General features: G+C 65.6%; 13 protein-coding genes. 6 read left to right on the forward strand and 7 right to left on the reverse strand.

Translation table 11 applies throughout. The annotated features are described in order from the left end of the window. Positions 1-8: 8 nt before the first annotated feature. The 6 genes from ISP20_RS13765 to groES form a co-directional block, all read right to left on the reverse strand. Positions 9-2,396, reverse strand: a complete 2,388-nt coding sequence (locus ISP20_RS13765; protein ID WP_239535882.1) for a TonB-dependent siderophore receptor — start codon at positions 2,394-2,396, stop codon at positions 9-11. A gap of 106 nt (positions 2,397-2,502) precedes the next feature. Continuing rightward, the gene (locus tag ISP20_RS13770; RefSeq protein ID WP_204636684.1) at positions 2,503-3,495 is read right to left on the reverse strand and encodes a FecR family protein; all 993 of its coding nucleotides are present in this window, start codon (positions 3,493-3,495) and stop codon (positions 2,503-2,505) included. After that, complete coding sequence (locus tag ISP20_RS13775; RefSeq protein ID WP_338031005.1) at positions 3,492-4,010, reverse strand: RNA polymerase sigma factor; 519 nt, start codon at positions 4,008-4,010, stop codon at positions 3,492-3,494. Before ISP20_RS13775 ends, ISP20_RS13770 begins: the two co-directional genes overlap by 4 nt. 35 nt (positions 4,011-4,045) lie before the next feature. Further along, positions 4,046-5,047 carry a DUF535 family protein gene (locus ISP20_RS13780; protein ID WP_204636685.1) on the reverse strand — a complete coding sequence of 334 codons (1,002 nt, stop codon included), beginning with the start codon at positions 5,045-5,047 and terminating at the stop codon, positions 4,046-4,048. A 295-nt stretch (positions 5,048-5,342) separates the two neighbouring features. Further along, positions 5,343-6,986: a chaperonin GroEL gene (gene groL / locus ISP20_RS13785; RefSeq protein WP_204636686.1), complete on the reverse strand. Its 1,644-nt coding sequence runs from the start codon at positions 6,984-6,986 to the stop codon at positions 5,343-5,345. Positions 6,987-7,040: 54 nt separating this feature from the next. Continuing rightward, on the reverse strand, positions 7,041-7,334 hold the full coding sequence (gene groES / locus ISP20_RS13790; RefSeq protein ID WP_199042823.1) for a co-chaperone GroES: 294 nt from the start codon (positions 7,332-7,334) through the stop codon (positions 7,041-7,043). A gap of 279 nt (positions 7,335-7,613) precedes the next feature. Between groES and ISP20_RS13795 the strand changes: the two genes are divergently transcribed. The 5 genes from ISP20_RS13795 to ISP20_RS13815 all read left to right on the forward strand — a co-directional run bounded on the left by ISP20_RS13795 (position 7,614) and on the right by ISP20_RS13815 (position 11,920). After that, positions 7,614-8,261, forward strand: coding sequence for a class II aldolase/adducin family protein (locus tag ISP20_RS13795; protein WP_204636687.1), 648 nt, complete (start codon positions 7,614-7,616; stop codon positions 8,259-8,261). Beyond that, entirely contained in the window at positions 8,261-8,578 is a 318-nt protein-coding gene (gene cutA / locus ISP20_RS13800; RefSeq protein WP_204636688.1) for a divalent-cation tolerance protein CutA, read from the forward strand. The genes ISP20_RS13795 and cutA overlap by 1 nt, the downstream gene beginning before the upstream one ends. 131 nt (positions 8,579-8,709) lie before the next feature. After that, the gene (locus ISP20_RS13805; RefSeq protein ID WP_204636689.1) at positions 8,710-9,408 is read left to right on the forward strand and encodes an HAD family hydrolase; all 699 of its coding nucleotides are present in this window, start codon (positions 8,710-8,712) and stop codon (positions 9,406-9,408) included. Positions 9,409-9,464: 56 nt separating this feature from the next. Next, positions 9,465-10,739, forward strand: a complete 1,275-nt coding sequence (locus tag ISP20_RS13810) for a DUF5690 family protein (RefSeq protein ID WP_204636690.1) — start codon at positions 9,465-9,467, stop codon at positions 10,737-10,739. After that, complete coding sequence (locus ISP20_RS13815) at positions 10,736-11,920, forward strand: TIGR03364 family FAD-dependent oxidoreductase (RefSeq protein WP_204636691.1); 1,185 nt, start codon at positions 10,736-10,738, stop codon at positions 11,918-11,920. The genes ISP20_RS13810 and ISP20_RS13815 overlap by 4 nt, the downstream gene beginning before the upstream one ends. A 3-nt stretch (positions 11,921-11,923) precedes the next feature. Here ISP20_RS13815 and phnF read toward each other — a convergent pair whose 3' ends face one another. Continuing rightward, positions 11,924-12,673, reverse strand: coding sequence for a phosphonate metabolism transcriptional regulator PhnF (phnF, locus tag ISP20_RS13820; RefSeq protein ID WP_204636692.1), 750 nt, complete (start codon positions 12,671-12,673; stop codon positions 11,924-11,926). Between the two features lie 80 nt (positions 12,674-12,753). On the opposite strand from phnF, the gene ISP20_RS13825 reads away from it, so the two are divergent. Continuing rightward, positions 12,754-13,911, forward strand: coding sequence for an alpha-D-ribose 1-methylphosphonate 5-triphosphate diphosphatase (locus tag ISP20_RS13825; protein ID WP_204636693.1), 1,158 nt, complete (start codon positions 12,754-12,756; stop codon positions 13,909-13,911). Positions 13,912-13,992: the final 81 nt, after the last annotated feature.

The raw sequence follows: 13,992 nt of genomic DNA on the forward strand, positions 1-13,992 counted from the left end.
AGGCGCGGTCAGAAGTCGTAGGTGCCGGACAACATCACGCTGCGGCGCGTGCGCAGCGGCACGAAGGTTTCGTTGAAGTCGGCCGAGTAAAGGTCACGTCCGAAGAGATTCTTCACGCCCAGCGTCATGCGCCAGCGGTCGGTGCGATAGGACACGTTGGCATCGACTTCCGCCTGGCCCGGTGATGGGTAATAGGTCGAGTAGTCGGCGCTCTGTCCCAGCGATCGGCTACGCGCCTGCACGCCGCCGGCAATGCCCCAGCCCTGCAGGCAGGCGCCCTGGAACCAGTAGCTGGCCCACAGGTTGAAGCGCTGGCGCGGCGCACCGGTGGGCTGCGTGCCATCGTGGTTGGTGATCTGTGCGTTGGTGTAGCTGCTGCTGATATCGAAGCCCGGCGCCACGCGACCGGCGAATTCGATCTCCACGCCACGGTTGGTTTGTCCCGGCCCGAAGCTGGCGAAGTTGGGCATCGCTTCGAGGAACAGGTAACTGTGATCGAGCATGATGCGATACAGCGACACGGTCAGCCATGCCTGCTCGTGGAACAGGTTGAACTTGGCGCCCGTCTCCAGCTGGCGCGACAGTGCCGGCACCAGCGGTCGACCGTTCTGGCCCAGATACGAGAGCGGCTGGAAGCCGTTGCTGGTGAAGCCATAGAACGCCACGTCGGGCGTCAGCTTGTAGACGACGCCGGCATTGGGCACCCATTTGGTGCGCTTGGGCGTCCACGGATTGCCCTGCGCGTCGGTGGTCGACACTTCGTAGGCGGACCGGCGCAAGCCCAGCAGCATGTCCCAGCGTTCGCCCAGCGCCAGCTGATCCTGCAGGAACAAGCCGTTGTCCACCGACCACGGCGTGCCCGACAGCGGGACGTTATCTTCCGGCTGCACCACCTCGGAGACGCGTGGCAATGCGGCGTCGCTGAAAAGGTTGTAGACGCCGCTGTTGTACGAATGCCAGAAGTCGTCGGTGTGGCCCACGCGCGAACGCGAGTAGTCCATGCCGAGCGTTACCGTGTGGGTCACCGGACCGGTGCCGAACACACGGATGAAATCGTTCTGCAGCGAGTAGTACGTATCGCTGTACCGATAGGCCTGCGCGTAGGGCGAGACATCGCCAAGCAGCGTCGGGTTGGTCAGCGTCCAGCTCTGCAGGTCGTTCTCTTGTTCCACGTACTGGCCGCGGCTGCGCCAGGTCCAGGCGTTGCCCAGCTGCTGGTCGAGCAGGTAGTAGAGGCGGTTGGTCTGGTAGTTGGCGTAGTCGTATTCGTTGCCGGTGAGCAGCCCGAAGGGCGTGGCCGTGGACATCGTGTCGCCGAGCAGCACCGCGTGATCGGGCATCGGCAGGCGATTGAGGATGCGCTGCGCGCCCACCACCAGCTGCGTGCTCGGACTGCTCCAGCCGATCGACGGTGCCAGGTAGCCGCTGCGACGGTTGCGATAGCCTTGCGGCGTACGATCGGCGTAGTCGCCCGACATCACCAGTCGATAGGTCAGGCCGGACACATGGCCCAAAGGTCCGGCCATGTCCAGCCCGGCCTGCACCATGCCCTGCTGTCCCAGCGTGTAGCTGACTTCGTGTACCGGCTCGCTTTGCGGTTGCTTGGTGGTGACGTTGACCAGGCCGCCGAAGCTGTTGCCGGTCGAGTCGCCCAGGATGGACTGCGGCCCCTTGATCACTTCCACGCGTTCCAGGCCGATCAATGGCGGGAAATCGCCGGAGCCCGCGTTGCTGTTCGGCATGCCGTCGATCAGGCCGTTGCCGGTGTAGAAGCCGCGGATCTGGAACAGCGGCAGGCCGTCCGAGCCTTCCACGAAGGCCACGCCCGCCACGTTGCGCACGGCGTCTTCCACGGTCAACGATTGCTGCGAATCCATCAGCTCGCGCGTCACCACGCTCACCGATTGCGGCACGTCGATCAGGTCCGCGTCGTTGCGCGAGCCCACGCTGGTGAGCGACGCCTTGAAGCCGATATCGCGCGCGGCCAACGCGTTGGCCTCGACCGCCGTCAGCTGCCTGGCTTCCGGGCGTGGCTTGGAGGATCCGGCTTGGCCCGGCGGCTGGGGCAAGGTCACCACCACGGTGCCCTGGTCGGTGAATTCGTAGACCAGCCCGGTGCCTTCCAGCAATTTCGACAACGCGGCCGGCGCGCTCAGGTTGCCGATCGCACCGAGCGAGCGGAAGCGCGCGATGGTGCAGCCCGCCGTCAGCACTTGCACGTTGGCCTGCTTGCCAAAGGCGATCAAGGCGGTGGCGAGCGGCTGGGCGGGAATCGAGAAGTCGATGCGCGAGGTTTCCTGCATGGCCGACGCAGCCGCCATGCCCATGCCCGGCATGCTCAGCCAAACCGACATCGACAGGCTGCCCGACAGCAGCAGCTTCGCACGCTTCCTCATAGCCCCCGCTTCATGCCAAGCGAAACCACGAGTTTGACATGCGATGCGGCGATTGTGTGCTCACTTCACCGGCATGAATGCTTTCTTTCGGAGGGCTGTCCGGCGCTCAATGCTGTGCGGGTTTGCGCCGCGCGTCGGACAGCACGGTCTGTCCACCGCTGTCGTTCACTTGCAGGGGCAGCACCTGCGGCAGTGCGTGCAGCCAGTCGTCGATGGCGTCGGTCTTGACCGTGCCGGTAAACGTTAGCGCTTTCAGATCGGCGTCGGCGATTTGCAGCGGCTGCGCGCGATAGCGGTTGATATTGGCCACCACCACTGATAGCGGCTCGTTGTCGAATTCCAGCCGCGCCTGACGCCACGCCGCGGCGCTGGCCGGATCGCTGGAGATCAGATTCATGGCTGCACGCGCAGGGTCGTAAACCACCGACTGCCCCGCCACCGCCTCGACGCTGTTGTGCGCGCCGCCGCTGGCGTCGGCCACCCGCACCCGCCCCTCGGCCATGGCGACGGTGACGTACTTGCCCGTGCGGCGGACGTTGAACGCGGTGCCGATGTCCTCGATGGTCACGTCGCCCGCGCGCACTTCGAACGGTCGGCCGGCATCGTGCACGACTTCGAAATAAGCCTCTCCCTCGGTGAGCTCCACCAGGCGGCGTCCGTGGCTGAAGCGGGTGCTCAACTGCGTGGCACCGCCCAGTGTCACGCGGGTGCCGTCTTCCAGCGAGATGCTGCGTTGCGCGGCGACGGCACTGGCATAGGTCTGCGAGCTGGCGGCGCCTTGCATGGCGTACCAGCCCACATAGCCGCCGACGGCCAGCAGCAGCGCGGCGGCGGCAGCGGCCGACACCCACCAGCGGCGTGGCGCCGGCGTCACGGGGGCAAATTCCGCCAGCAGTCGTTCGCGCGAGACTTCGCCGAGCAGTTGCAGGCGCGAGGCCAGCTCGGTCACGCGCTCGAAGGCAACGAGGTGCCCGGCGTCTTCGTCGGTCCAGGCAAGCCACTGCTCGGTGGTCCGTTCCGTCGCAGCGGGGTCGCGCAGTCGCACCCACCAGTCGGCGGCGACACGCAGGGCTTGGTCTTGGGATGTATTGGCCATCATGGCATCTCCGGTTCGTCCACCCGCGCCCGGCAATGCGCCAGGGCGTGGGCGACGTGATAGCGCACCATGCGCTCGCTGATTTTCATGGCCCGCGCGATCGCACTGATCTCGCGGCCATCGATGACGTGCATGACGAACGCGTGCGCGGTCTTGGCCGGCAGTTCGCGCAACGCCTTGTATAGTTCCTGCAATTGCCCGGTAGCCTGCACATGGCGCTCGGGGATCGGGGCCAGGTGCAAGTCCTCGTCGGGCGCAAGCAGCGGATGGTCGGCGCGCACCTGGCGCGCGCGCAGCCGGTCCACGGCCAGGTTCGAGGCGATGCGGAACAGGTACGCGCGCAACGAATCCACTTGCTCGGGCCTCTCCATGGTCACGAGTCGCACATACGCCTCCTGCGCGACTTCCTGGGCGTCCGAGATCGAATGAAGACGGCACTGCAGAAACGCCACGAGCGCTCGGTTGTGGTCGCGAAACAGGTCCGCGATGCGCATCGCGAACGCCGGATCGAGATTCACGGCCGCGTCGGCGGACGTGTTGGCTGGTTTGTGCACTAGGCGGCCCTGGTTACGTCGGGAGGCGTCGGCAGGGATTCCATGCTTGCCGTGGCTTCCATCGCATCGCGCCACCACGGTACCGGGCGCAATGCGTTGTTCAATAGCTTCACCGCTTCCCAGCGCAGCTCCGCTCGGCGCCTGAACAAAGCGCGCCGCTTGCTTTCCCATTCTGCCTCCGTGCGGTGATGCAAGGTGGCCGGCATCAGGAACCAGCCGCCCACCTCGGGCGTGCCGCCCTGCTCCAGCCAGTAGCCATCGTAGTCGGAGAACATCTGCGTGCGGCCCTGGAGCGGATGCGCGCCGTTGCCTACCGCAAGGAGCCGGCGCAGGCCGCACTGGCCCGCGAATGCATAGGCCAGCACCAGCATCAGCTGCTTGGGGCGCATGCCGTGCATGTTGCGCGTCAGTTCGCGCACGGATTCGCGGGCGCGGATACCGGTCGGACCCTGGATGCAGCCAATGGCCAGCGTGTCGTTGTCGATCAGGGTCATGATCAGACGATAGAGCGTGTGGTCCTGCGCATCGGTCAATTCGAGGGTGAGCTCGCCCTCGCAGCTCATCGGTGCGGGCGGGCGCAGGTGCAGCCGCACCTCGCTGCCGTCCTTCAGCTGCAACGAACCGAGCGTGGCGCGACCGCGCACATACACCGCCTCGAACAGATCCGCCGACCAGCGCTCCAGCAACAACCGATAGTGCGCCTGCAGTGCCAGCACGCGATCGATGCGATGCCATTGCCGGTTCACGAAGCGGTGCAGATGGCGTTCCTGCAACCGCGGGTCGCGCCGTACCAAGCCCCGCAATAGCGGGTGCGACGCCAGGAAGACGAGGAACCAGCCGTGCATCAGCGGCATGGAGGCCGCGCGCAGCAGGTATTTGGCCGCTGCCAGCGCGCGCTGGGCGGGAGATCCGTTCCAGTCGGTGCGCTGACGCAACGAGCGCCACCACATCGACCAAGCAGGGTGGCCATCCTTGGCCGCAGGCTCCTTGGGTCCAATCACCCGTGGCTCGGGTAGCCCCGCCCACTGAAGTTCGCGCTCCAGGGAGCGTTGCGCCGCGTAAGCGCAGCCGCTAGCAGCGAACACCAGGTCGGCGTCCAGGGGTTCCTCCCCAGGCTGAAGATTCCGTTCGTTCAAGGCTCCCCGACCCACATGGTGACTGTGACAGGAGCTAAGACGGCCGGGCCCAGCAAAACGGAAATGGCTGGCGCCACTTTTTTGAAATTTTTTTCCATCCAAAAGAAAAACCCCGCACAAGGCGGGGTTTTCTTTTGTTGCGATGCCTGGAGGCGGGGACTTAGAAGTCCATGCCACCCATGCCGCCCATGCCGCCCGGCGCACCGTGCGAATGGCCTTCTTCCTTCTTCGGCACTTCGGTCACGGCCGCTTCGGTCGTGATGATCGAGCCAGCCACCGAGGCGGCGAACTGCAGGGCCGAACGGGTGACCTTGGTCGGGTCCAGGATGCCGAACGCGATCATGTCGCCGAACTCGCCGTTGGCCGCGTTGTAACCGAAGTTGCCGTTGCCTTCCTTCACCTTGTTCAGGACGACGGACGGCTCGTCACCAGCGTTGGAGACGATGGCGCGCAGCGGGGCTTCCAGCGCACGACGGGTGATGGCGATGCCCAGGTCCTGGTCGGTGTTGTTGCCCTTCAGGCCTTCCAGCGCCTTCAGCGAACGGATCAGCGCGACGCCGCCGCCCGGGACCACGCCTTCTTCGACGGCTGCGCGCGTAGCGTGCAGGGCGTCTTCGACGCGGGCCTTCTTTTCCTTCATCTCGACTTCGGTAGCCGCGCCAACCTTGATGACGGCCACGCCGCCAGCCAGCTTGGCCACGCGCTCCTGCAGCTTCTCGCGGTCGTAGTCCGAAGAGGTCTCTTCGATCTGCGCCTTGATCTGGCCGATGCGCGACTGGATGCGCTCAGCTTCGCCGGCGCCGTCGATGATGGTGGTGTTTTCCTTGGTGATCACCACGCGCTTGGCGCGGCCCAGGTCGGTGATGGTGGCCTTCTCGAGGGCCAGACCCACTTCCTCGGAGATCACCACGCCATTGGTGAGGATGGCGATGTCTTCCAGGATGGCCTTGCGACGGTCGCCGAAGCCCGGCGCCTTCACGGCGGCAACCTTGACGATGCCACGGATGGTGTTGACCACGAGGGTGGCGAGGGCTTCGCCTTCCACTTCCTCGGCCACGATCAGCAGCGGCTTGCCAGCCTTGGCAACGGCTTCCAGCACCGGCAGCAGCTCACGGACGTTGGAGACCTTCTTGTCGTGGATCAGGATGAACGGGTCGTCCAGTTCAACCTGCTGCGACTGCTGGTTGTTGATGAAGTACGGCGACAGGTAGCCGCGATCGAACTGCATGCCTTCGACGACGTCGAGCTCGTTCTCGAGACCCGAGCCTTCCTCGACCGTGATCACGCCTTCCTTGCCGACCTTCTTCATCGCGGTGGCGATGATGTCGCCGATGTTGGCGTCGGAGTTGGCGGAGATCGTGCCGACCTGGGCAATCGCCTTGTCGTCGGCGGTCGGGTTGGAGAGCTTCTTCAGCTCGGCCACGGCGGCGTTGACGGCCTGGTCGATACCGCGCTTGAGATCCATCGGGTTCATGCCGGCAGCGACGGCCTTGAGGCCTTCCTGGATGAACGCCTGGGCCAGCACGGTGGCGGTGGTGGTGCCGTCGCCGGCGACGTCGGAGGTCTTGGAAGCGGCTTCCTTGACGATCTGCGCGCCGATGTTCTCGTACTTGTCGGCCAGTTCGATTTCCTTGGCGACGGAGACGCCGTCCTTGGTCACGGTCGGTGCGCCGAAGCTCTTCTCGATCACCACGTTGCGGCCCTTCGGACCCAGGGTGACCTTCACGGCGTTGGCCAGGGTGTTCACACCCTTGAGCATGCGTGCGCGGACGTCTTCGCCGAAGCGGACTTCTTTAGCTGCCATTTTGTAGTTCCTTCAAATGCGTTGAGTAGGTGGGAAGAGGTGCGGGAGAGGCGCTTAGCCTTCGATCACCGCAACGATGTCGTCTTCCTTGAGGAAGACCAGCTCTTCGCCGTCAATCTTGATTTCCTGGCCGGCGTACTTGCCGAACAGCACGGTGTCGCCTTCGTTGACGGACATCGGGCGGACCTTGCCGTCTTCCAGGATGCGGCCGGTGCCGGCAGCGATGACCTTGCCGCGGGTCGGCTTCTCGGTGGCGCTGTCGGGAATGACGATACCGCCAGCGGAGACGCGCTCTTCTTCGAGGCGCTTGACGATGACGCGATCGTGCAGCGGACGCAGTTTGCTCATGGTTGGGCTCCAGCTTCGTTTGGATGGTTGAACAAGATTCGGGACCCCGGAGCGGCGCCTGGGTGGCGCTTGCTAGCACTCCCCGGAGGTGAGTGCCAATTCTAACGACGCAAATTGCCCCCTGCAAAGCAAGAGGCGCCCGTCCGATGGCTGAGTCTTCCAATGGGGGAACCGCGGAGGCCTTTCAAGGCACGGCGGGACGAAAAGTCCTCTTTCCGTGCTATCGACAGAGCCGCCATGACGGCCGACCATGCCGGCCTGCCCCCACGAGGACCACCTGTGAGTGATGAGCTGACACTACGTCGGGAACTGGTGGCCCAGGGAGCCAAGCTGGCCGTTTCCGGCCTCAGCCAGGGCACCTCCGGCAACCTAAGTGCCCGCTGCGGTGAGGGTTTCCTGATCACGCCCAGCGGCACGCCCTATGAGGACATCGCCCCCGAAGGCGTGGTGGTGGTGGATCGCGACGGGCACTGGCCGGCCGGTCAACGACCCTCCAGCGAGTGGCGCTTCCACCGGGATATCTACCTGGCCCGGCCCGACGCCCAGGCCATCGTCCACGTGCACCCGCCCTACGCCACCGCACTGGCCATGTGCCGCCAGGACATTCCACCCGCGCATTACATGATCGCGGTGGGCGGCGGGGATTCGGTCCGCTGCGCCGCGTACCACACCTATGGCACGCAGGCGCTGTCCGATGCCGTCGTGACGGCGCTGGAGGATCGGCTGGCCTGCCTGATGGCCAATCACGGCATGATCGCGCTGGGCAGCTCGCTGGCCCAGGCGATGTGGCGGGCCGTGGAAGTGGAGAACCTCGCGCGGCAGTACGCGCTGGCCCGACAGGTGGGCACGCCGGTGCTGCTCACCGACGACGAAGTAACCGCCGTGCTGGAAAAATTCGCCCACTACGGACTGATGTCGAGGTCGTGATGTCCGATACCGTGCTGCTTTGCTACTGCACCTGCCCCGATGTCGCCAGCGCGCAGAAGCTGGCCGAGGCCCTGGTGGGCGAACGGCTGGCGGCCTGCGTGAACCGCATTCCCGCCATCGCCTCCACCTATCGCTGGCAGGACAAGGTGGTCACCGACCACGAGGAACTGCTGCTGATCAAGACCACGGTCGCTCAGTTCGCCGCGCTCAAGGAGCGTCTGCTCAGCCTGCATCCCTATGAATTGCCGGAACTGATCGCGGTACCGGTGACCGAGGGTCATGGCCCTTACCTTGACTGGGTGCGTAACCCAGGCTGATGTTCCGCGCCGCGCGTGACGCGAGTCCCGTTGCGCCGCATTGACTAGACAGTCGGCAGCCACTGTCGATGCCAGCGTCATGGGCGCGCCATCGCCGCTCGCCAGCATGCGTCTCCATCACGGGAGGCGACATGACGTTCGAACTGGCGGTTTTCGATATGGCCGGCACCACGGTCTACGATCCGGACCTGGTGGCGCAGGCGCTGCAGGACGCGCTGACGCAGGCTGGCTGCCATGCCTCGCTGGCGGATCTGCGAGCCCTGATGGGTTACACCAAGCCGGCCGCCATCCGCAGCATGCTGGTGGCGCACGACCTGTCGGCGGACGACTCGCAGGTGGCACTCGTGCATGCGGATTTCGTGCAGCGCATGCTCGATTGCTATCGGACGCACGACGCCGTGCGACCGATGGCCGGCGCGGGAGAGGTGTTCGCCTGGTTGCGGCAGCGGGGCGTCCGGATCGGGCTCAACACGGCGTTCTCGCAGGACATCGCCGAATGCCTGATCGAACGCTTCGGCTGGCGCCAGCGCGGCCTGATCGATGCCGCGATCTCGGCGGATCGCGTCGCCCAGGGTCGTCCTGCGCCTGACATGATCCGCGCATTGATGGCGGCTTGCGGCGTGGGCGACGCCACGCGTGTCATCAAGATCGGCGATACCGAAGTGGATATCCGCGAAGGTCGCGCGGCCGGATGCGGCCTGGTGGTGGCGGTGACGACGGGCGCCTATCACCGCGACGAGCTGCTGGTTCACCACCCCGACGCGGTGCTCGACAGGCTCGATGAGCTGCCCGCATTGCTCGCTCGTATCGGCCGGCCGAACCCCGCGTGACGCACGCCACGCGCTCGCCTCCTCCGCGCGGAACGTGGTCGCCCTGGTCTTCCTCGATGCTGCCGCTGGTCGCCGGCTTTGCGGCGTTCTGCACGTACTCGTGCATGTATGCCTTCCGCAAACCGTTCAGCGCAGGCAGCTACGAGGGCATGAGCTGGCTGGGCGTCGACTACAAGATCTGGCTGGTGAGCGCCCAGGTGATGGGCTACGCACTCAGCAAGGTGTGGGGCATTCGACTGGTGCCCGAGTGGCAGACTTCGCGCCGCGCCGTGTCGATTCTCGCATTGGTCGGCCTGTCGTGGCTCGCGCTATTGGGCTTTGCGCTGGCGCCGCCCGTACCGGGCATCGTGTTCCTGTTTCTCAACGGCCTGCCGCTGGGCATGGTATGGGGCCTGGTGTTCGGCTACATCGAGGGCCGGCAGGCGACGGAACTGATGGGCGCCATCCTCGCCTCCAGCTTCATTTTCGCTTCTGGCGTGGTCAAAGGCGTGGGCAAGGCGATGTTGCTGGCGGGTGTGAGCGAGCACTGGATGCCGTTTCTCACCGGCCTGGCGTTCATCCCGCCGTTGCTGCTGTCGCTGCATGTGCTTACGCGCCTGCCGCCGCCCAGCGCCGAGGACGTCGCCGCGCGCGCGCCGCGTGGACGCATGGATCGCGAGGCACGGCATGCCTTCGTGCGCCGCTTTCTGCCGGGATTGCTGCTGATCGTGCCGCTCTATGTGCTGCTCACCGTGCTGCGCGATTTCCGCGAGAACTTCGACACCGAGATCTTCCGCGACCTGGGCTATGGCCGCAGCGCCATCGTGTTCGGTGAAGTGGATACGCCGATCGGCATTGGCGTGTTGATGCTCACCGCGTCGCTGACGCTGGTACGGGACAACATGCGGGCCTTCATGCTCAACCACGTGTTGATCGGCGGCGGCTTGTGTTGCGCGGGCATCAGCACGCTGCTGTTCGCGCACGGCGAGCTGCCGCCGCTGTTGTGGATGACCCTGGTGGGCTTTGGTCTTTATCTCGGCTACATCCCGCTCAACGGCATGTTCTTCGAGCGGCTGATGGCCACCTTTCGCATCAGTGGCACGGCCTCGTTCGTGATGTATATCGCCGACGCCTCCGGTTACATGGGCAGCGTGACGGTGTTGCTGGTCCGCCAGTTGCTCGCCTTGCAGCTCAACTGGACCCAGTTCTTCGAACGCGCGGTGCTGGCAAGCAGTGCGCTGGGACTCGTGCTTACCGCGCTGGCGGCGCGCTGGTTCTGGCGGCATGGCCAACAGAGCGGGCATGCAGCGGCATCGTTGTCACCTCTTGAGATGGAAAGCAGCCGTTTATGAGCAAGTCGGAAACACGCACCGCGATCGTGATCGGTGCAGGCATCGTCGGGTTGTCCATGGCGCGGGCCCTGGCGGAAGCCGGCTACCGCGTCACCGTGTTCGATCGCCATGAGCGCGCGGTGGGCGCCTCGGTGCGCAACTTCGGCACGATCTGGCCGATCGGCGTGCCGAACGGACCGCTGTATGCGCGCGCCTTGCGTTCGCGTGAGATCTGGCGCGAATTCTGCGAGACCACCGACACCTGGCAGGCGCCGAGCGGCAGCCTGATCGCCGCGTTCCACGAGGACGAGTGGGCGGTGATGAACGAGTACGTGGCGATGAACGAAGGTCTGCGTCCCTGCCGCATGCTCACCGCTGCGCAGGTACGCGAGCAAGCGCCAGGCGTCGTGGCCGCGGACTTGCGTGGCGCACTGCTGAGCACCGATGAGATGGTGGTCGATCCGCGCGAAGCCATCCGCAAAATGCCTGCGTGGCTGGCGGAGCGTTACGGCGTCGAGTTCCACTGGCGACAGGCGATTACCCGTATCGAGCATCCTTACGTGTGGAGCGGTCATCGACGCTACACCGCCGACGTGATCTATGTCGCCAGCGGCACGGATTTCGAAACCCTGTATCCGGAATTGTTCGAACGTCTCGCCATCACCAAGTGCAAGCTGCAGATGCTGCGGCTGGAAGCCCAGCCGGTGCCGTTCAAGCTGGGCCCGGTCGTGTGCGGCGGCCTCACCATGGCGCACTACAGCGGCTTCCATGCCACGCCCAGCATTGACCGCCTGCGCGAGCGCCTCAGCGATCAGTACGCCGACTTGCTGGCGCTCGGTATCCACGTCATGGCGGCGCAGAACGGGCTGGGCGAGATCACCGTGGGCGACTCGCACGAATACGGGCATACGTACGAACCGTTCGACGAAAGCGCCATCAACCAGAAGATCGTCGACTATCTGCGCAGCGTGCTGGTTCTGCCGAGCTGGCAGGTGAAGCAGAGCTGGAACGGCAGCTACGCCAAGCTCACCGACGGGCAGCGCAGCGAGCTGGTGGTCGAGGCGGAGCCGGGCGTCACCATCGTCAACGGCGTGGGCGGCGGCGGTCTGGGTATGACGCTGTCGTTCGGCCTGGCCGAGGAAGTGGTCAGCGGGCGCTTGCGCGCCGAGCAGGTTGGACCCGCACCGGCCGAGGCGCGCTGATCTTCAGCGCTCGGCGGTGGACATCACCAGCTGCACGCGTTCCGCCGCGAAACAGGTCAGCCCGTATTGCACGGGCTGGTTCTTGTCGTCGACGTTGAGCGATTCCACCACCAGTACCGGCAGCTCGGGCGATTGTTCCAGCACACGTGCGGTGGACGTTCCAGCCAGGCGCGCGGTCACGCGCGTGTAGCTGCGGAAATAATCGGCAATGCCGAACTCCGCCAGCGTGAGGCTGACCGAGCCGGTGCGCTGGAATACGTCGCCCAGCTTTGGAAAACGTGCTGCCGGGAACCATGCCTGACCATGATCGAGCACGCGGCCTTCCGCATGCGCCGAGGACTCGATCCACCACGCGCGTTCGCCGCGCGCCAGGGCCAGCGACTCGGCCACGCGCTGCGGCGGCATCACCAGCGCCGTGCCCAACACCTTGTTGCCCGAGCTGACGTTGAGGTTGTGCATGTTGCGGCTGAAGCTGGTGCGCCGGCCGATCGGATAGTCGTAGCACTCCTCGCGCACGCGCAGGCCGCGATTCGGGTCCGCAAGAATGGCGCCGCGCTGCTCGAGCGAATCGAGTGCCCGGCGAACCGTGTGCCGGTTCACGTTGAGGCGCCGCGCCAGTTCCAGCGCCGAGGGAAGCTTGGCGCCACCGCGAAGTTCGCCGTTGCGGATCTGTTGCAGCACCTGCTGTTCGATCTGGCGCCAAACGGGCACATCGCACGACCGATCGAGCGGCTCGAAGAGGTTTGCCATCATTCCTGCATGTTCCCGACACAGACTGCATGGGTGGCGATTGAGACCAGACGGGAAGTATGGACGGCCCAGTTTTCGCAGACATGACATCGCGGCAAGGCCGCCCATGGCGCATTGCACGCGCACGCCTGGTGCTGCCAGACCGGGTGTTCGTCGGTGGCGCGGTGATTGAAGGCAAACGCATCAAACAGATCCGGGCCGGCGAGGAGTGCCCGCCGGACGCCATCGATTTCCAGGGCGACTTCCTGTTGCCCGGCCTGATCGAACTGCATACCGACAACCTCGAGAAGCACTTGCTGCCACGCGCCGGCGCGGCGTGGCCCGCCCTGCCGGCCATGCTGGCGCACGATGCCCAATTGGTGGCCGCCGGCATCACCACCGTATTGGACGCGATGTCGTTGGGCGATCTGGAGGAGGACGGCGGCCGCATCGACACGCTGCACCGCGCACTTGCCGCGCTCGATGAAACGCGCAGTCACCACCTGCTGCGTTGCGAGCACTACCTTCACCTGCGCTGCGAACTGAGCTGGCCTGGCCTGCTTGAACTCGCCGCGCCGCTGGTGGAGCGCAAGGATTTGCGATTGCTGTCGTTGATGGATCACACGCCCGGCCAGCGTCAGTATCACGACGTGCGCCAATACCGCACGTACTACAGCCGCAGCGGCATCACCTGGAGCGACGAGGAATTCACCGCCGTTCTCGAACAGCGCCGCCAGCAGCAGAGCCTCCACCGCAACCTGCAGCTGGCCGGCGTGATGATGCTGGCACGCCGCCACGGCGTACTGGTCGCCAGCCACGACGACACCGACATGGCACACGTCGAGGAAGCCGTGCTGATCGGTGCGCGAATCAGCGAGTTTCCCACGACATTGACGGCGGCACGGGCCGCCCGCGACCACGGCCTCACCGTGGTCGCGGGCGCCAGCAACCTGGTGCGTGGCGGCTCGCATGCCGGCAATGTCGCCGCCATGACGCTGGCGCGGGCGGGATGTCTGGACGTCCTTTCGTCCGACTACATGCCAACCAGCCTGCTTCCCGGGGCCTTCATCCTGCACCAGCAGGCGGGATGGGCCTTGCCCGACGCCATCGCCACGGTCACCACGACGCCCGCGGCCGCGCTGGCTTTCGATGACCGGGGCCGTCTCGCCGAAGGCTTGCGTGCCGACCTGCTGCGCGTACGCATGCACAGGGACGAGCCGGTGGTGCACTCGGCGTGGGTGGCCGGCAGGCAGCGGCTGTGACGGTCGTCACGCTTCGAGCGGCGCAAGGAAGCCGCGGCCGATAGCCGTCCATTCGAAAGCATAGACAGCAGCCGTTCGTTG

It is taken from the genome of Dyella kyungheensis, assembly GCF_016905005.1.
GTDB lineage: Bacteria > Pseudomonadota > Gammaproteobacteria > Xanthomonadales > Rhodanobacteraceae > Dyella > Dyella kyungheensis.